The organism is Fulvimarina pelagi HTCC2506 (assembly GCF_000153705.1).
Classification (GTDB): Bacteria; Pseudomonadota; Alphaproteobacteria; order Rhizobiales; family Rhizobiaceae; genus Fulvimarina; species Fulvimarina pelagi.
Genome location: NZ_DS022272.1, coordinates 3,231,798 through 3,250,051 on the forward strand (window position 1 = coordinate 3,231,798; position 18,254 = coordinate 3,250,051).

At 60.1% G+C, this 18,254-nt stretch carries 15 protein-coding genes and 2 rRNA genes; 9 read left to right on the forward strand and 8 right to left on the reverse strand.

What is annotated here, in order from left to right; genetic code table 11:
* Nucleotides 1–454: 454 nt before the first annotated feature.
* The 3 genes from FP2506_RS15005 (at nucleotide 455) to FP2506_RS15015 (ending at nucleotide 5,417) form a co-directional block, all read left to right on the forward strand.
* A 23S ribosomal RNA gene (locus FP2506_RS15005) occupies nucleotides 455–3,781 on the forward strand.
* A 312-nt stretch (nucleotides 3,782–4,093) separates the two neighbouring features.
* Nucleotides 4,094–4,208, forward strand: a 5S ribosomal RNA gene (rrf, locus tag FP2506_RS15010).
* 258 nt (nucleotides 4,209–4,466) lie between these two features.
* Nucleotides 4,467–5,417, forward strand: coding sequence for a bifunctional helix-turn-helix domain-containing protein/methylated-DNA--[protein]-cysteine S-methyltransferase (locus FP2506_RS15015; RefSeq protein ID WP_007068397.1), 951 nt, complete (start codon nucleotides 4,467–4,469; stop codon nucleotides 5,415–5,417).
* Between the two features lie 31 nt (nucleotides 5,418–5,448).
* Here the strand turns inward: FP2506_RS15015 and queF are convergent, their stop codons facing one another.
* Nucleotides 5,449–5,910, reverse strand: a complete 462-nt coding sequence (queF, locus tag FP2506_RS15020; RefSeq protein WP_007068398.1) for a preQ(1) synthase — start codon at nucleotides 5,908–5,910, stop codon at nucleotides 5,449–5,451.
* A gap of 229 nt (nucleotides 5,911–6,139) precedes the next feature.
* Here queF and FP2506_RS19385 point away from each other — a divergent pair, with 229 nt between their 5' ends.
* Nucleotides 6,140–6,268 carry a hypothetical protein gene (locus FP2506_RS19385; protein ID WP_274533417.1) on the forward strand — a complete coding sequence of 43 codons (129 nt, stop codon included), beginning with the start codon at nucleotides 6,140–6,142 and terminating at the stop codon, nucleotides 6,266–6,268.
* Between the two features lie 66 nt (nucleotides 6,269–6,334).
* Here the strand turns inward: FP2506_RS19385 and FP2506_RS15030 are convergent, their stop codons facing one another.
* The gene (locus FP2506_RS15030; RefSeq protein ID WP_007068400.1) at nucleotides 6,335–7,321 is read right to left on the reverse strand and encodes a DUF808 domain-containing protein; all 987 of its coding nucleotides are present in this window, start codon (nucleotides 7,319–7,321) and stop codon (nucleotides 6,335–6,337) included.
* A gap of 297 nt (nucleotides 7,322–7,618) precedes the next feature.
* On the opposite strand from FP2506_RS15030, the gene dnaQ reads away from it, so the two are divergent.
* On the forward strand, nucleotides 7,619–8,347 hold the full coding sequence (gene dnaQ / locus FP2506_RS15035; protein ID WP_007068401.1) for a DNA polymerase III subunit epsilon: 729 nt from the start codon (nucleotides 7,619–7,621) through the stop codon (nucleotides 8,345–8,347).
* Nucleotides 8,348–8,461: 114 nt separating this feature from the next.
* Here the strand turns inward: dnaQ and secB are convergent, their stop codons facing one another.
* Both secB and FP2506_RS15045 read right to left on the reverse strand, forming a co-directional pair.
* A complete protein-coding gene (gene secB, locus FP2506_RS15040; RefSeq protein WP_007068402.1) occupies nucleotides 8,462–8,986 on the reverse strand; it encodes a protein-export chaperone SecB in 525 nt (174 codons plus the stop codon).
* A 230-nt stretch (nucleotides 8,987–9,216) separates the two neighbouring features.
* Nucleotides 9,217–9,777 (reverse strand): FxsA family protein, encoded by a 561-nt coding sequence (locus FP2506_RS15045; protein ID WP_007068403.1) that lies wholly within the window; start codon nucleotides 9,775–9,777, stop codon nucleotides 9,217–9,219.
* 212 nt (nucleotides 9,778–9,989) lie between these two features.
* On the opposite strand from FP2506_RS15045, the gene FP2506_RS15050 reads away from it, so the two are divergent.
* From FP2506_RS15050 to FP2506_RS15065, 4 genes are read left to right on the forward strand one after another with little or no spacing between them, the layout of a single operon-like run.
* Entirely contained in the window at nucleotides 9,990–10,709 is a 720-nt protein-coding gene (locus FP2506_RS15050) for a Tim44/TimA family putative adaptor protein (RefSeq protein ID WP_040489175.1), read from the forward strand.
* 17 nt (nucleotides 10,710–10,726) lie between these two features.
* Nucleotides 10,727–11,833, forward strand: a complete 1,107-nt coding sequence (gene mltA / locus FP2506_RS15055; RefSeq protein ID WP_007068406.1) for a murein transglycosylase A — start codon at nucleotides 10,727–10,729, stop codon at nucleotides 11,831–11,833.
* A complete protein-coding gene (locus tag FP2506_RS15060) occupies nucleotides 11,830–12,372 on the forward strand; it encodes a Smr/MutS family protein (RefSeq protein WP_007068407.1) in 543 nt (180 codons plus the stop codon). Before mltA ends, FP2506_RS15060 begins: the two co-directional genes overlap by 4 nt.
* 10 nt (nucleotides 12,373–12,382) lie before the next feature.
* The gene (locus FP2506_RS15065) at nucleotides 12,383–12,802 is read left to right on the forward strand and encodes a helix-turn-helix domain-containing protein (protein ID WP_050765086.1); all 420 of its coding nucleotides are present in this window, start codon (nucleotides 12,383–12,385) and stop codon (nucleotides 12,800–12,802) included.
* Here the strand turns inward: FP2506_RS15065 and FP2506_RS15070 are convergent.
* The 4 genes from FP2506_RS15070 to FP2506_RS15085 all read right to left on the reverse strand — a co-directional run bounded on the left by FP2506_RS15070 (nucleotide 12,772) and on the right by FP2506_RS15085 (nucleotide 18,084).
* On the reverse strand, nucleotides 12,772–13,896 hold the full coding sequence (locus FP2506_RS15070; protein ID WP_040489176.1) for a DUF1513 domain-containing protein: 1,125 nt from the start codon (nucleotides 13,894–13,896) through the stop codon (nucleotides 12,772–12,774). The genes FP2506_RS15065 and FP2506_RS15070 overlap by 31 nt on opposite strands.
* 6 nt (nucleotides 13,897–13,902) lie before the next feature.
* Nucleotides 13,903–15,027, reverse strand: a complete 1,125-nt coding sequence (locus FP2506_RS15075; protein WP_050765088.1) for an imelysin family protein — start codon at nucleotides 15,025–15,027, stop codon at nucleotides 13,903–13,905.
* Nucleotides 15,027–16,556: a di-heme oxidoreductase family protein gene (locus FP2506_RS15080; protein ID WP_007068412.1), complete on the reverse strand. Its 1,530-nt coding sequence runs from the start codon at nucleotides 16,554–16,556 to the stop codon at nucleotides 15,027–15,029. The genes FP2506_RS15075 and FP2506_RS15080 overlap by 1 nt, the downstream gene beginning before the upstream one ends.
* Before the next feature lie 238 nt (nucleotides 16,557–16,794).
* Nucleotides 16,795–18,084: an imelysin family protein gene (locus FP2506_RS15085; protein WP_202814215.1), complete on the reverse strand. Its 1,290-nt coding sequence runs from the start codon at nucleotides 18,082–18,084 to the stop codon at nucleotides 16,795–16,797.
* Nucleotides 18,085–18,254 lie beyond the last annotated feature (170 nt).

Consider the following 18,254-nt stretch of genomic DNA (forward strand, 5'->3'; position numbering starts at 1 on the left):
GCTGGACTAGACGGTTCCTGTCATTTGAAGTTGATGTCGCCTGACCGCGCATCGTCCGGATCCGTTTCGAGAAGCTGGTCTTTCGCCGGTTGGTCTAGACAACCAGCCGGCATGACGCACCGCTGCAGGAGGCTTTGGTCTTTAGTTCCTTCGGGGGCTGGATCAGGGTCAATCATGCGGTGCGATCTCAAGAAGAATGATCTGATCGACCATGATCTCTCTCAACTGTTTCCTTCGAGCTCCATTCGGCCGTTCTGACGAGCGGGCGGATATTGGCGTCGATGGTGGGTGTTCCTTTGCAAAAGGGGGAACGGACACCAGAGCCCGAACGGGCGACGGCCGGTCAGGCCGCCCCCGCGGAGCCGATCGCGCAAGCGATCTGGCGTGAGCGATAAGGAACAACGGTCCAAAACCCTTTAAGGGTTTTGAACCGATGATCATGGGCGATGGGAACGATCAAGTGTCTGAAGGGCATTTGGTGGATGCCTTGGCATGCACAGGCGATGAAGGACGTGATACGCTGCGATAAGCGTCGGGGAGCTGCGAATAAGCTTTGATCCGGCGATTTCCGAATGGGGCAACCCACTTTCGACTACCGTTAAGTTCTAACCGTTGAGCCGTTGATGGCCCGAGAGGGTGATCTGCGGTCTTTGATGTTGGCGCACTTGCCGTGATGGCGAGTGTGGCAGCCACAAAGGCCGACCGGCCGTCGGGCCTTATGGCCCGCCCTCGCGGAGCCGATCGCGTAGCGATCTGGCGTGAGCGGCTAGGATTAACGGTAGTCAGTGAAAGTATCTTTGGTCTGAATCCATAGGGTCAAAGAAGCGAACCCGGGGAACTGAAACATCTCAGTACCTGGAGGAAAGGACATCAACCGAGACTCTGTTAGTAGCGGCGAGCGAACGCGGACCAGGCCAGTGGTTTTGATTGAACAAGCTGAAGACGTTGGAAAGCGTTGCGAGATTGGGTGACAGCCCCGTAGGCGTAATTTTGATCAAGATCCTTGAGTAGGGCGGGACACGTGAAATCCTGTTCGAACATGGGGGGACCACCCTCCAAGCCTAAGTACTCGTGCATGACCGATAGCGAACCAGTACCGTGAGGGAAAGGTGAAAAGCACCCCGACGAGGGGAGTGAAAGAGAACCTGAAACCGAATGCCTACAAACAGTCGAAGCCCGGTCTTCAAATTCTTCGAATTTGAAGCCGGTTTCCTTTTATTGCTTGGCCTCAAGCGCCGGCGGTCGCATCCGCGACCTTGGCTAACGCGCCATCAGGCGCGACGGCCGGTCGGCCTTTGGCTGTCCTTGCCATGTGCGACCCTTTCGGGGTCGCGGGCGCGGACGGTGGCTGACGAGGGCGTCTTCGGGCGTCTTGCGGGCAAGCTTGAGTGTGGCAGGTCCGAGCGCGTCGCCGATAGGCGACACATCGCGCGGACAGCCCCGCTTTGAACGAAGCGGCGTCCCGAACGGGACGAAAGCCGAGCGGCCGGATGGCCGCGCTGGCGACTGAAGCCAAAGCAATAACAAGGGAGCACGGTCAACAAATGCGAAGCATTTGATGACCGGGTGACGGCGTACCTTTTGTATAATGGGTCAGCGACTTAGTCTGGCGAGCAAGCTTAAGCCGATAGGTGTAGGCGCAGCGAAAGCGAGTCTGAACAGGGCGTTCAGTTCGTCGGATTAGACCCGAAACCGAGTGATCTAGCCATGCGCAGGCTGAAGGTGCGGTAACACGCACTGAAGGGCCGAACCCATATCTGTTGCAATAGATCGGGATGACGTGTGGCTAGGGGTGAAAGGCCAATCAAACTCGGAAATAGCTGGTTCTCCGCGAAATCTATTTAGGTAGAGCGTCGGATGAAGACCCTCGGGGGTAGAGCACTGGATGGGCTATGGGGACTCACCGTCTTACTGATCCTAACCAAACTCCGAATACCGAGGAGTCCTATCCGGCAGACAGACGGCGGGTGCTAACGTCCGTCGTCGAGAGGGCAACAACCCTGACCTCCAGCTAAGGTCCCCAAGTCATGGCTAAGTGGGAAAGGATGTGAAGATCCCAAAACAACCAGGATGTTGGCTTAGAAGCAGCCATCATTTAAAGAAAGCGTAACAGCTCACTGGTCTAAACAAGGGTCTTTGCGCCGAAAATGTACCGGGGCTGAAGCCATGCACCGAAGCTGAGGACTTGTCTTATGGCAAGTGGTAGCGGAGCGTTCCATAAGCCTGTGAAGCGGTATCCGTGAGGAGCCGTGGAGGTATTGGAAGTGCGAATGCTGACATGAGTAACGATAAAGGGAGTGAGAGACTCCCTCGCCGAAAATCCAAGGGTTCCTGCTTAAAGTTAATCTGAGCAGGGTTAGCCGGCCCCTAAGCCGAGGCCGAAAGGCGTAGGCGATGGGAACCACGTTTAATATTCGTGGGCCTGATGGAAAGTGACGGATCGCGTGTATCGTAATCTCTTATTGGATTGAGGTTGCGGTGAAGCGGTTCCAGGAAAGAGCTCCATCTTATAGACCGTACCCGAAACCGACACAGGTGGATTGGTAGAGAATACCCAGGCGCTTGAGAGAACTGTGCTGAAGGAACTCGGCAAATTGCACGCGTAACTTCGGAAGAAGCGTGACCTCCATTTACGCAAGTAGGTGGGGGTGGCACAGACCAGGGGGTAGCGACTGTTTATCAAAAACACAGGGCTCTGCGAAGTCGCATAAGACGACGTATAGGGTCTGACGCCTGCCCGGTGCTGGAAGGTTAAGAGGAGAGGTTCACGCCTTGAATCGAAGCCCCAGTAAACGGCGGCCGTAACTATAACGGTCCTAAGGTAGCGAAATTCCTTGTCGGGTAAGTTCCGACCTGCACGAATGGCGTAACGACTTCCCCGCTGTCTCCAGCACAGACTCAGTGAAATTGAATTCCCCGTGAAGATGCGGGGTTCCTGCGGTCAGACGGAAGACCCCGTGCACCTTTACTATAGCTTTACACTGGCATTCGTGTCGGCACGTGTAGGATAGGTGGTAGGCTTTGAAGCGTGGACGCCAGTTTGCGTGGAGCCATCCTTGAAATACCACCCTTGCCGTCATGGATGTCTAACCGCGGTCCGTCATCCGGATCCGGGACAGTGTATGGTGGGTAGTTTGACTGGGGCGGTCGCCTCCTAAAGCGTAACGGAGGCGCGCGATGGTGGGCTCAGAGCGGTCGGAAATCGCTCGTCGAGTGCAATGGCATAAGCCCGCCTGACTGCGAGACAGACAAGTCGAGCAGAGACGAAAGTCGGTCATAGTGATCCGGTGGTCCCCGAGTGGAAGGGCCATCGCTCAACGGATAAAAGGTACGCCGGGGATAACAGGCTGATGACCCCCAAGAGTCCATATCGACGGGGTTGTTTGGCACCTCGATGTCGGCTCATCGCATCCTGGGGCTGGAGCAGGTCCCAAGGGTTTGGCTGTTCGCCAATTAAAGCGGTACGTGAGCTGGGTTCAGAACGTCGTGAGACAGTTCGGTCCCTATCTGCCGTGGGTGTCGGAGCATTGACAGGATCTGTCCCTAGTACGAGAGGACCGGGATGGACGGATCTCTGGTGGACCTGTTGTGGCGCCAGCCGCATTGCAGGGTAGCTATATCCGGTCGGGATAACCGCTGAAGGCATCTAAGCGGGAAACCCACCTGAAAACGAGTGCTCCCTATCAGGGCCGTGGTAGACCACCACGTCGATAGGCCGGGTGTGGAAGCAGGGCAACCTGTGAAGCTTACCGGTACTAATCGCCCGAACGAACTTGATCGTTCCCATTCGCCCATGATCATCATGTTGATCGCCAAAGGCGATCAACATTCTTCTTGAGTTGCGTCCTCACGCGCGAAGCGCTCCGGACGGGGCGGCGCAAAAGCGCCGACGGGCAGTCGCCCGACGCCAGCCTTCGGAGAAATCCTTCGCGGAGATCTCCACGGGACTTCACCGCGATCTCGCGCGAGCCACCACCACCGCTCGAACGAGCGCCGGCCGGTCAGGCCGCGCACGCGCAGGCGGCTTGCGATAGCAAGCCTGCCGTGAGCGACAACAAACTCCCAGCTTCTCGCCCTGCTTGGTATTTGCCGACCTGGTGGTCATAGCGGTGCGCCCCCACCCGATCCCATTCCGAACTCGGCCGTGAAACGCACCAGCGCCCATGATACTTCGTCTCAAGACGCGGGAAAGTCGGTCGCCGCCAGGTCCGCAAATCCCAAGCAAAACAAAACCCTTCTTCTCAGAAAAACACACACACACAGCACACCCAAAAACCCCGCTCCAACACCGGGGCTTTCGGCGTGGGCGTGTTCGGGGAAAGGAAAAGCAGACCCCTTGCGCCACCATGGTCATTCGACCTCCGGCGGTGCTTTCTCACCACAGCACCGTTCCACTGGCGCGAAAGAAAACGGGTGGTTGGACGAGCACCGGCTCGGTTATCTCCTCTAGAAAGGAGATTCATGCCATGCTGGACGTCATGACACCGACCAGAGACATCCGTGCCCAAGCGATAGAGACTGACCTCGATCGCTTGGGGGCGGGTAACCCGGACGAGGGGTCGGTCACCACGGATCGCACTGACTACGATCTCGTCAAGCGCGCCATCGAACGGGTCTCGCTCGATTTCCGTGAGCAACCAAGTCTGTCTGAACTCGCCCGTCGCCTGGATGTCGACGAGACGCGCCTCTCCTCGACCTTTCGGCGGTGGTGCGGGCTTTCGCCGAAGGCGTTTCTCCAGGCGGTTACCCTCGATCATGCGCGACGGCTCCTCGGCGAAGGTTTGCCGCTGCTCGATGCAGCCTACGAGGTCGGCCTATCGGGGCCCTCGCGGCTCCATGACCTTTTCGTCAAGCACGAGGCTCAATCCCCGGGCGCCTACAAGGCGAAGGGCGAGGGTCTCACGCTCTTTTACGGCTACCACCCGACGCCTTTCGGCATTTCGATAGTTGTGGCGACGGAGCGCGGGCTCGCCGGAATAGGATTCTCTGACGACACGACGGCGGGTCGGGCCTATGCACTCGCTGACATGCAGCGGCGCTGGCCAAAAGCCGCTTTCGTCGAGAACCGGGATGCGACGCGGCCACTTGCAGACCGTGTGTTCGATCCTCTCAACTGGCGGTCCGACCATCCGTTGCGGATCGTTCTCATTGGGACGGACTTCGAAGTGCGTGTCTGGGAGGCGTTGACCAAAATACCGTTCGGGCAAGCGACGACTTACTCTGCCATCGCAGGTCGGATCGGCGCGCCGAAGGCGGCCCGGGCGGTGGGAGCGGCTGTGGGCAGAAACCCTATCTCCTTCGTGGTGCCGTGCCACCGGGTCGTCGGCAAGGGCGGCGCACTGACCGGCTATCACTGGGGCATCACCCGCAAGCGGGCGATGCTCGGCTGGGAAAGCGGTATGCTCGCACGCGAATAGCCGGTAGCGCTCCACCGGTTTTCTCAACGGCTTATCCGCGACCGCGATAAGGCGGAACACCCTGATCTGGAAGGAATATGCCTTCCGGTGCCGAGCCGGTCTGCCAGAAGACATCGATCGGGATGCCACCACGCGGATACCAGTAACCGCCGATCCGCAGCCAACGCGGCTGGGTGGCCTCGACGATGCGCTTCGCCACCATCATCGTACAGCTTTCGTGGAAAGACCCATGATTGCGGAAACTCGTCAGGAAGAGTTTCAGCGATTTCGATTCGACGAGGCGTTTCTCGGGCACGTAGTCGATCACGAGATGAGCGAAATCCGGCTGGCCGGTGACTGGGCAGAGAGAAGTAAATTCCGGGCATGTGAACCGTACGACGGGCGGCATTTCATCGCCAGTCTCGAACGGCACCGTCTCCAGGGTCGCTTCTTCCGGCGACTGCGGCGTATCGGTGTGACGGCCTAGTTGGGAGAGATATCTGGTGTCGGTCATGGCGTGCGGTCGTATTTCTGAGTTTCTATAGTTGTTTTGGTCGCGTTTCCAACGGTGCGGCCTGGCTTGCAAGCGACGACGGCCTCAAGCTTCGCGGACGAGAGGGATGCCGGCAGATTCGATGCCTTTTTCGCGAGACGGGACCCGTGCGCTGCACCTTGCTTTCGCCGCGTACGAGCTTTTATTGCAGCTCGACCGCCTTTGCGTACAACGACCTGGAGACGAACTGATGCGCGCTGCCATATGTCTCATCGCCGCTCTTCTACTCTCAAGCTGCGCCATGCCATCGCCCGAAGTGCGAAACGCGGACTGGGAAAATAACGCCTATCTGCTCAACGAGCCCGCCACCAATTACTGAGCATAGCCCGATACCGTTCAGTTTTGATACGCAGGCACGAAGGCGGCGATTTCTGGCCAACAGTCTTCAGTGGGCAGCATCGGCGGTCTTGCCGGTGATCGAGCGGTAGAGCGGTGCAATCACCTTTCCGACAATAGGGATCAGCGCGAGCCCCGCGCCAAGCCCGATGAGACCCGAGCCGGTGGCCGTCACGAGCCAGTGGAGAAAGCCCTCCAACGTCCCGATGCCATGGGCGATGCGCTCGGCGATACCTTCAATGAAGTGCTCGGGTCCGGCTCGGCCATACTCTGCGAGACCATGGACCAGAATACCGCCGCCGACCCAAATCATCGCGGCGGTTCCGACGATACCGAGAAGTTTCAGGAAGTACGGCATCGCGACGACGATGCCACGTCCGACCGACTGCAAGAGGGCGCCAGCTTTGGATTTTGCCATCGCAAGCCCGATATCGTCCATCTTTACGATGATCGCCACTGTCCCATACACACCGACCGTTACGGCGATCGCGACGATCGCGAGGACCGCGGCGCGGGTAAGCAGGCTGCCGTCATCGGGCAAACCCGCGAGTGTGATAGCCATGATTTCCGCCGATAGGATGAAGTCGGTCGAAATCGCGCCCTTCACCTTCTGGTCTTCGAGCGCCTGCGGATCCTCCGGTTTTGCGCCGGTCTTCTTCTCGTGGCTGTGCGCCTTGTGAGGGAAGAACCATTCGAAAACCTTCTCGGCACCTTCGTAACAGAGGTAAAATCCGCCGAGCATGAGCAATGGAGTGATTGCCCAGGGCGCGAATTCGGAGAGAAGCAAGGCGACCGGCAGCAGGAAGAGCAGCTTGTTCTTGAGCGAGCCAAGCGTAATCCGCCAGATAATCGGCAGTTCGCGCTCGGGTTTGAAGCCTGTCACATATCTCGGCGTTACTGCGGCATCGTCAATGACGACCCCGGCGGCCTTGGAGCCAGCTTTTGCCGCCTGCGCTCCGACGTCGTCGAGCGAAGAGACCGCGACTTTGGCGATGGCCGATATGTCGTCGAGAAGTGCGATGAGTCCGACACTCAAGAGGCGTCTCCGTTCGTGCTTTCAGTTGCTTGAGCCCGGAATGATTTCGGCACCAAGCGATCTCGTGGGAATGTTTATAGGAACGATGGCCCATTCGGCGAAGGATGGCAGTTCATCGAAGGAGTGTTCCGCATTCTTTCCTTGGGGAAGAGAAATCCTGAAGGTAAAGTCTTTTTAAAACAAAACAGGAACAAATTCGATGCATGGTGGATGACATGACCAGTCATCGAATTCGAGCTTGAAGTTCTTGGCTGGACGCGATTGATACGGGCGTAAGCCTGCCGAGGAGGAAGCCCCATGCGTGAGATCGTTTTCGATACCGAAACGACAGGGCTCGACAACACGATCGACAGGGTCATCGAGATCGGCGGTGTCGAACTCTGGAACCACATTCCGACAGGCAAGACCTATCATCAGTATATCCGCCCTGCCGGTCGCAAGGTCGATCCGGCAGCGTTCGACGTGCATGGCATCTCCGACGAATTTCTCCTCGACAAGCCGCTCTTCGAGGAAATCGCGGACGAGTTCGTTGCCTTCTTTTCTGATGCCAAGCTGATCGCGCATAATGCAAATTTCGATATCGGCTTTCTGAACGCCGAACTGCAACGTCTCCGCCATCCGCCGATCGAGCCGTCGCTTGTCATAGACACCCTGGCTATGGCCCGGCGCAAGTTCCCGATGGCGCCGGCAAGTCTCGATGCGCTCTGCTCCCGTTTCGCCGTGGATACGTCAAAGCGGGAGAAGCACGGGGCATTGCTGGACTCCGAACTGCTGGCAGACGTCTATATCGAGCTCATCGGCGGAAGGCAGTCATCGCTCGGGCTGATCGTAGAGGCAGACGAGACCTATGCCAGTGGCGAAGCAGGCGGCCCGGTCGCGGTTTCAGCGCGTGAAGCGCCACTGGCGCCCCGATTGAGTGAAGACGAGGCCTCGCGCCATCTCGCGTTTGTCGAGAGCCTCGGAGATGAAGCGCTCTGGTGGCGGTATCTGCCGCGACAAGTTAAGGAGAGCGTCGCGGCAGAATAGAGCTGGTCTGCACCGCCGAAGTCGCCGTTGCCGGGCCGTGAAAACCGGACACGAAAAAAGCCGGCGCGAAGCGACCGCACCGGCTTTTAATTTCAGGAGATTGTGCTTCCGCGCTCAGCTCGGCTGCGAGGTCTGCTGAACCTGTTGACGGGCGCGCTCTTCGGCGACCCGCTGCTGGAAGAGCTGTGCAAAGTCGATCGGATCTATCATGAGTGGTGGGAAGCCGCCATTTCGCGTGACATCTGAGATGATCTGACGCGCGAACGGGAAGAGAAGACGTGGGCACTCGATGAAGAGTACCGGTACCCGATGCTCCTCTTTGAAATTCTGCAGGCGAAACACGCCACCGTATTCGAGCTCGGCGTGGAACAGGGTCTGATCGCCTTCGCCTGCCTTTGCATCAAGCTTCAGGCGCACGTCGAAATCGGTCTGAGAGCCATCAACCTGATTGGCGGTGACGTTGACGCCGATGTTGATGCCCGGAGCCTGCTGGCGATTGCGCAAGGCGCCCGGTGCCTGGGGGCTCTCGAAGGAGAGGTCGCGCACATACTGCGTGAGGATGTTCAGTTGCGGTTGCGCCTCGCCGGTCTGCGCGCCGTTTCCGTTGGCGTTCGGCGCCTGGCCGGTGGTGTCGGACATGGTTTCTCCAAAGTATCATCTCGACCGCGCGAGCGCCTGAGGCCGAAGGGACCGCTTCCGGTCATGTTAATTGATCGTTTGCCTGCGGCATTTCGGATTTCGAGTGCCCGGCATTCTTGCGAGCGAGCTAACACGCACGCCCGGAACGGACAAGACTGCCGTTCGATTGATTGACCTATAGGAATATCGCATAGGCGAGCGTGCGAAAAGCGGGGTGCGGCGCTGATCGCTCAATGGATCGTTGGTTTGCCGTCGTCCTTCCCCGCATTCCACGGCGAAGTCGGATCTCGGCGGCGCTTGAACTCATCGCCCGAGAGGTCGACGACATCGGGGCGGCTAGAAGGCCGGCGCAATTCGCCATCGTCGATCGGGCCCCTCTGTTCGCGGGCGTAAGGATCGCGATCTCCAAACCGACCGGTAGCCCGAGAGCCAACGACCACGACGCGGTTCTTTAGAAAGGACCAGACACTGTCACGCAACTTTGGCACGAAGAGCAGGAAGCCGAGCGCGTCGGTGATGAAACCAGGCGTCAGGAGCAGCACGCCGGCGATCGCTATCATGACACCGGAGACCAGTTCCTTGCCTGGCACCCTTTTCGCATCGATTTCGGAGCGGATGCGATTGAGCGTCGAGATCCCCTGGCTTCGCAGCAGGATAGAGCCTATCACCGCCGTCAAGATGATGAAGCCTATTGTCGGCCACAGGCCGATCAGCTGGCCGACCGAGATGAACACCGCGATCTCGACGATCGGCACCACGAGCAGCAGAAAGGGGATCAGGGCAAAAGGCATCGGTTTCGTCACTTCTTCGAAGCTGGAACATACGTCGCGGCGGCGTATAATGCGTCGCGATCCTTCGCGCGCCAAGCTGCCGCAGAACGCGGTCGTCCTGAAGATAGGAAGCCGAAGCGGCGATTTGAATGCGGGACCCGTTCCTCTTATATGGACGCGATCCGGTAGCGACGAAAATCACGACGACCAGAAGACCAAGGGTTTGCCGAATTATGAGTTTTGGGACGATTTTCATTATCGTGTTGGCGGCGATCGTCCTCTTCCAGCTCTATAACGTTCTTGGCCGGCGAACCGGCAACGAGCGTCCGCCGTTCGACCCATATACCCGCAATCGGTCGCGAGACCGATCGGGCGAAAGCGAGGATGCGGCCGGCGACAATGTCGTGACGCTACCGAACAGGCGTGCGAACGACCGAAACGAAGACGTGCCGGCCGGCGTGCGTTATGCCGAAATCGACCGAGTTTCCGAGACCGGAACGCCGCTCAACAAGGAGCTGCGCAAGATCAAGGATGCTGATCCGAACTTCGACCCCAAAGAGTTCCTCGAAGGGGCGAAGATCGCCTACGAAATGGTTGTCGATGCTTTTGCGCAGGGCGATCGGAACACATTGCGAAACCTGCTTTCGCCGGACGTCTACGAAGGTTTCGAAGCGGCGATCGCAACGCGTGAAGAGAGCGGCGAAACCATGCGCTCCTCGTTCATCGGGATCGACGACGCTAAAATCGTCTCTGCGGAACTACGAGGACGCGAGGCGCTCGTGACGATCCGTATTGTTTCGGAAATGATCTCAGCGACACTCAATTCCAATGGCGACGTGCTCGACGGGGACATGGAGACTGTCGTCGAGGTCCGCGACATCTGGACCTTCGGCCGCGACACGAAGTCCCGTGATCCGAACTGGAAGCTCGTCGGAACCGAATCCGAAGAATAAGTTCGGCCGCCCGCCCGATGCGGCCGTTCTCCATGCTCGGCGATGGTATTCTGGCCGACGACTCTCTCGGCCATACCGAGGCTTTTTCGGCTTTCCGAAGGAGCGCAGCGGAGCTGCTCGAAGGCCGTTACAAACCGGGCTCGTTGGGCCTCGATCCCATCGCCTATCGTGCTGCGGCGATGGCTGCGCTTGCATCGCCGAACGATATTACCAACGCTGACGCCACGGCGTTCTTCCGCACCCACTTCACCGTGTTGAATTTGCGACCCGAATCGGAATCGCCTCGAAAACGCGGTTTCGTCACCGGTTATTATGAACCGGAGGTCGAGGCCGCCGCCGCTCCGACGAACGAATATCGAACGCCGCTTTACAGGAAACCGGCCGACCTGGTGAAGGTCGACTCGGTCAATCGCCCGCCGGGTATGGACGAGAGCTTCCGTTTTGCACGGCGTCTGCCTTCAGGGCTTCTGGAAGAGTATGCCGACCGCCCGGCGATCGAACGTGGAGCGCTGCGCGGACATGGTCTCGAGATTGCCTGGCTGAAGAGCCCGGTTGACGCCTTCTTCATACATGTCCAAGGGTCGGCACGACTCCGTATGACCGACGGCACCGTCAAGCGCGTCGGCTATGCGGCCAAGACCGGCCACCCTTTCACTGCGATCGGCAAAGTGCTGGTGGACAGCGGCGAACTGAGTCTTGCCGAGGCCGATATGGCTGGCATCCGCGGCTGGCTGGAGCGCCATCCAGACCGGCTGCGCTGGCTCTTCGATCACAACAGGTCCTTCATCTTCTTTGCCGAGCACTCGTTGATCGATGAAAGGCTCGGTCCGGTCGGCGCAGCCAAGGTACCTCTGACGCCGCTCGCATCGATCGCGGTCGACCGCGAGCGTGCGACCTACGGCGTGCCGTATCTCATCGATGCGCCCGATCTGGCGATCGATGGGACGCCCTATCGGCGGATTGCGGTTGCGCAAGACACGGGCTCTGCGATCATCGGCAATGCCCGTGCCGATATCTTTCTCGGCTCGGGCGATGCTGCCGGCGATATCGCGGGACGGGTGCGCCATGCTGCCGACTTTGCGGTTCTGGTGCCACGCTCGCTGGCCGCGAAACTTATTCAATGAAGCGCCCGAAGTCCCTTTCTCCGGAAGACAGGCGGCTCTGGGCGAGCGTAGCGCGCACCGCCGTCCCCCTGAAGAACAAAGCCGTTCCGGAAGTATCGTCGGAGGAGATGCCGCGACCGAAGAACGAGGCCCATCCGCCCCTCCACGAGCCCCGGCCGGCACTCGCGCCGCTACCAGCGAAACGGACACAGCCGAAGCCGTTGCAGGTACAGCCAACGATCGAGCGGCCAACCCGCCGGAAGATTTCGAAGGGCCGGATAGCGATCGAGGCGCGGATCGATCTACACGAGATGACACAAGACCGCGCCCATGCGGCGCTTTCGAACTTCCTGCGCCAGGCTCAAGCGCTCGGCTTGCGCCATGTGCTCGTCATCACCGGGCGTGGCAAGCCAGGTGGCTCGCGCGGTATCCTGCGCCGCATGGTGCCACTCTGGTTTGCCAGCACGGAGTTCCGCGCGCTGGTTTCGGCGTTCGAGAGCGCCGAGCGCCATCACGGCGGAGAAGGCGCGCTCTATGTGAGGGTGCGCAGGCGAGGATGAGGCGAATTTCATGACCCCCTTTGGCGAACATCTGCGAGCGCTTCGGCGCGAGCGTGGTATGACCCAAGGCGAGATGGCCAAGGCGATCGGCGTCTCGAACGCTTATCTGTCTGCGCTCGAACACGGCAGGCGTGGCAAGCCGACTTTCGATCTCGTCCATCGGATCATCGGTTGTCTCGGCGTGATCTGGGATGAGGCAGAAGAACTGCAGCGCCTCGCAGAAAAGTCGCACCCTCGGGTGACCATCGACACCGGCGGCCTGTCCCCGGATGCCACCCATCTCGCAAATCGCCTCGCCGAGACCATGGGTGTTCTCAATGCGGAGGATCGGCGCGACATTTTGAAGATCGTCGAAAAGGCGGAAATGCGAACCCGGGGGCCACGATCGGCCCCGAACCATCAGGCAGAACGCCGCAGCGACAGGATGTGATTGTCGAAGTGGTAGATTGTCCGGCTCGCCTTGCGCGCCTTCAGTCCGATTGCGTCGAGGACGCCTTCGCCGCTGGTCGCGATGAAGCCTTGGCTGGAAGGTGCAAGCCCGCACCCATCCGCCATCTTTCGTTCGGCAATGATTTCGGCGTTCCCAGCATCGAGGATGAGAAAGGTGCCGCCCACGGGCGATGAAAGCGCGATACGACTGCCGTCCCGGTTTGTGGCGACGGATCCGACGTAGTTGGAGAGCTGCACCAACCGGTCGAGCGGTAATTCGGCGAGTTGCATGCCGTTCTCTGCGGAGGCGAAACCTACAAGTTGGGGCGCGTCTACGCTCGCACCCTCGTACTGGCAGCCGAACCAGACGCGCGACCTGGAATCGATAGCCAGATGGCGGATCGAGAGCTGGTGGAGTTCGCGCGGCAGTCGATGCTGACTGATCAGATCGCCGGTCCGTCGGTCGATGAAAACGAGCGATGGGTCCATCGTCGGAATGTTGAGTTTCTGCCGCCCGTAATCCGGATGGGTTTCGATCCCGCCATTGGCGACGACGAGGGTCTCCCCGTCGGGCATCAGCAGCGCTTCATGGGTATCCATCCCGTGAGTCGTGAACTCGCCGATCCGGGCGAAGTCTCGCGCCACCTCGTAAACGCCGATGAGGCCACGCGCATCTGCGAAATCGTTCTCCGTCGCATAGAGCAGCTTGCCGTCCGGCGAGAAGAAGCCGTGGCCGAAGAAATGCCGCCCCTCGGGCGACAACAGCGTACGCTCAATCGTTCCAGAAAGCGGATCAAACACGACCGCGAAGGTGCGCGGCCTGCGGGCGAATGCGACGGCCCGGCGGCTGATGGGATCGAAGGCAATGTCATGGCCGCGATCGGGCAGCGGCACGTCGCAGACGATGCGCCCGTCTTCGGCGAAAACGGCGCACCCGAAACTGCCATCCTTCCGCCGCACTGCCGAGGCGTACAGCGCGTCAGCTTGCTCGAACGCTTCCGCCTGACGGGGCCGAAGGCCGGCGGCGAACATAGAGCCGGCTCCGGCAAGGAAACTGCGGCGTGAGACGAGCGGAGACGCGAAGAGGTCGGGCACGGCTGATCAGTCGCCGTCGAGAGAGGAGAAGCCGGTCGACAACCCGAGCGAAGCGGCGAGTTGGTTCTCGAATTGAGACCTCAGGCTTCCGGCAACGATCATTGCGTAATCGAGCTTGCCGCGAACGTCTTCGTCGGCAACCGTATCGGAAAGTGGTCCTTCGGCATCGTCCAGCGTCGCTCTCGCCTCCTGAAACTCGAACGAGATCGAGTTCTGAAGAAAGGCTTCGTCTTTGGGCAGGACCTCCGTGAAACTGGCTGCCTCGAACATCGTCGATAGTCCGGCAAAATCGGCCTGAAGCGCAGCAAGCGCGTTACCCGATCGATTGAACAGAAAGAGATAGGCTTTCGGCGGCGTACCCTCTTCGCCCAGCGCTGGACGGATGCGTTGGTCGCGGATGATCTTCAGTCCTTCGGTGAAGACGGATATGATCTCGCCGATCGAGTCCGAAGCGTTGCGATAGGCTGGATCGTCGGCTTTCGGTGCGGTGAGGCGCTTGTAGATGCCGTCATCCTCGGCCCAGGCTTCGGTAATCTCACCTGCTATACTCGCCACATTCTGCGCGATCGCCTCGCCATAGCTGCACCGATAGGCAGCGTCGGCTGTAGCAAGCGTGTCTGAGCCTTCGCCGAACAAAACGAATTCGAGAGCGGGCAGACCCTGCACGGCGACGGATTTCTGCGCGAGGCTTTCAGCCGTCGATGCACTCTCGTCCTCTTCCGCAAGAAGCTCTTCCACCTGCCGGCGCGTTACACCGCGCGGATCGGGAAAGAACACGAGCCGTTCGAGCCGGTTGTCTTCGCGGATTGGGCCGAAGCGGACGAATTCGATACCCGCATAGGCTGAAACCTGCTCCTCGAAGCCGTCCCGCGCTTCCAGAAGCTTATCCTCTCCAGGGGTGGCGCAAAGCGCTTCGACGCTCGCGACTTGTTTCCGTGCTGCTTCCTCGAGGGCCGCATAACCCGGACGAATCGCGCCCTCGATCGCATTTGCGACGACCGCCAGCGCCTTACTTTCGTTCAACGCACGGGCGCTCGATCCATCACCCTCGGCATCCTGAGCAAAACTGGCACCCGGCGCGATCAGAAGCCCTGCCATAACAGCGGCGGCAATACGAGACATTCGGCGCATCAGAGCGACTCCAGGAATGTGATCAGGGCCTTTCGCGTCGCTGAGTCCATGGCAGCGTAGGCGTCACGCGAGCCTTGCGCCTCGCCGCCATGCCAGAGGATCGCCTCTTCGAGCGTGCGCGCTCGGCCGTCGTGGAGGTAGAACGTATTGCCGTTGACCTCGCCCGTCAGGCCGATACCCCAAAGTGGCTGGGTGCGCCATTCGGTTCCCGAGGCATCGCCGACCGGGCGGTGATCCGCGAGACCCTCGCCCATGTCATGCAGGAGGAAGTCCGAATACGGCCAGATCAGTTGGAAGCGCTGGGCTTCGTCGGCCGCCTTGCGGGACGTCACAAATTTCGGCTGGTGGCAGGATGTACAGCCGGCTTCGTAGAAGGCCTGCTTGCCGTCGAGGACCGTTCCGTCGCCAACGTCGCGCCGGGCCGGCACTGCGAGGTTGCGCGAGTAGAAGCTGACGAGTTCGAGCACCGGGTCCGGCGCTTCCACCTCGCCGAGCCGTTCCTGCACGCCCGACGGTGCATCGCGGCACTTCATCTGGGTGATCGAGCACTCGCCGAACGCATCGGTGACGAGCGGCGTCGAGATTCCGATATCGCCCGAAAACGCCTCCGCGCTCTGCACCCGGATCGAAGGCGTCGTCGCCTTCCAACCGAAGCGTCCGAGAACGATCTCGCCGGTCTCGGGATCGCGCGCTTCTGAGATCTTGCCCGATATGCCATCTCCGTCGCGGTCATGCGGGTCGGCGAGGGCGCGGATGTCCGCCTCCTCGATCGTTTCGATGAAGCCAAGCCCGATCATCGGATTGGCGACGCGCGGCGAGATCATCACTTCGTCCGCCATCGGGCCCCAGTTGAGGTCCGTGAAGCCATAGGTCGGCTTGCGGAGCGACACCGTCGTCCCGTCTTTGAGCGTAACCGGCATCTCCTCGTAATCGATCGTCATCTGGCCTTCGGGATCGAAGCCCTGAATGGCGAAATTCTGGAGCTGGCCTCCGTAGGTCGGCTCCGGAATGCGCGTCAGTTCCCTCGTCGCGAGCTGTAGGCGCTCCGCGTCCGTTCGCGGGGGAACGGAAAGCCGCAGGAACATCGAGACGGCGGTCTCGCCTTCGGCCGGCGGGCGGCCCCGCCCATCCTTCAGATGGCAGCTCTGACAGGCGCGCGCGTTGAAGAGCGGGCCCAGTCCGTCGGAAGCTTCGGTGGAGGAGGGGGAGGAAACCCAGAACTTTCGGAAGAGGGCATTGCCGACCTTGAAGCGATCCTCACCCTCGAAGCTTTGATTGGCCGAGACGTGGCTGAAGGCGTCCTGGTTAATCGCCTTTGTCGACGTCGCCGCGCCCAGTTGCATGGCCTCGAAGTCTTCTGGCTTGGAGAAGTCGGTGGTCGGTGCCGTGACCTTGCGCACCCGTTCGAGATCCTCGGCCGTCAAATCCTGCCGCACCTGAGGACGTTCCCCCATCGCAGCCGCGAGCGGCAGTGCGAGCAAGGCAGTCAGAGACGCAGCTGAGAAGACGGCGATACGGCGCGTGGGCATCGGCTTTGTCTTTGCTTTCCTTTTGCTACGATGCGGTCTGGAGCGTGTCTGACGGTTTCGAAATGCTTCGGACGTGTGCTGCCGGATCGTTCCTTTGTCGTTCTCGAGCCGGCGCCAAAGGAGAACGATCGCGCGGGGTGGGCACCCCTTTCACTGAGCTGAGAAGCCCCTCGAATACGAGAGGCTTTCGCCAGCGAAAACCGCGACATATCCGCCGCGGCCGCTGTCCATCCTCCGCTTACTGGAACACCGCCTCGGTGTTGTCGAGGCTGTCGGAGCCTTCGATTGAAACCTCGCCGATATCGAGCGCGGCGATGACGCGTTCGATGGTTCGGGTCTGGGCGATCAAGGCGTCGACCGCTGCCTGCACGCGCTCGTTGCCTTCGCTATTGCCCTCAGCGATCTGCTGGTCGTAGGCCTCGCCGCTCTCGGCGGCATCCGAGATCGCACGCATGGCCTCGAGGGTCGCCGTGAGGTCGGCCTTCATCTCTTCTTCGAGTTCGGCGTTTTCGGCTGCGACGAGATCTGCGAGTGCCGGACCCTCGACCGTCGAGCCGTCAACCTTCTCGTAGCGACCGAGATAGACGTTCTCGATGCCGACCACGTCGTACAGGTGAGAGACATGCGTGTTGTCGGAGAAGCAGTCGTGCTCCTCCTCCGGATCGTGCAGCAGAAGGCCGAGCTTCATGCGCTCGCCGGCCATCTCGCCATAGGATAGCGAGCCCATGCCGGTCAGCATCATGTTGAGGCCTTGGTTCTCGTCTTCCATGAGCGCCGCGCGGGCCTCGCCGCCGTCTTCCCAGTTCGCGACCATCTCTTCGAGATCGGAGACGAGAAGGTCGGTCGCAGCATCGAGATATTCGCCGCGCTTGTCGCAGCTGCCATTGGTGCACTCGTCACCGGATGCAAAATCGGTCGCGGGGCGCTCGCCTGCGCCAGCCTCGGTGCCGTTGAGGTCCTGGCCCCAGAGCAGAAATTCGACGGCGTGATAGCCGGTCGCCACATTGGCCTCGACCCCGCCCGCTTCCTGCAGCTGATCCTGGATCAGGGCGGGCGTGATCGTCGAGACGTCTACCGTCTCGCCGCCGATCGTCACCTCGTCGGCAGCGATGACATTGGCAGTGTAGAGCTGGTTGGAGTCGGACCCGGTGCCGTAGCTCGAATCCACATAGTCGATCAGCCCTTCGTCGAGCGGCCAGGCGTTCACGCGTCCCTCCCAGGCGTCGACGATCGGATTGCCAAAGCGGTAGACCTCGGTCTGCTGATAGCTCGGCCGGGACTCTTTCCAGGCTTTACGGGCCGCGGTGAGTGTTTCTTCACTGGGCTTGGCGATCAGTTCATCTGTTGCGGCGTCGAGCGTCTTGGCGGTCTCAAGCGCGTCCGTGTAGGCCGCAAGGGCGATATCGGCATAGTTCTTGAGGATTGCTTCCTTGGAGACGTCCTGTGCCAGAGCGGGTGTCGAGAAAGCCAGGATCGAAGTGGAAAGCGCGAGAGCACGGGGTGCTGAAAAGGTCATGGAACGGGTCAATCTCCTGCCGGGGTCAAAGTCCGATGAAGGTCGCGGAATAGTTTGATCTGGCAAAATTAATTGCCACGCATCCTTTCGGCTATGCGGCGAGATCGACGTTGTCAAATAAAAATCCGTTCTTTAGAACGGTTATACTTTGGAGTTAGAATAATTCTATTTTTTTCGATTGT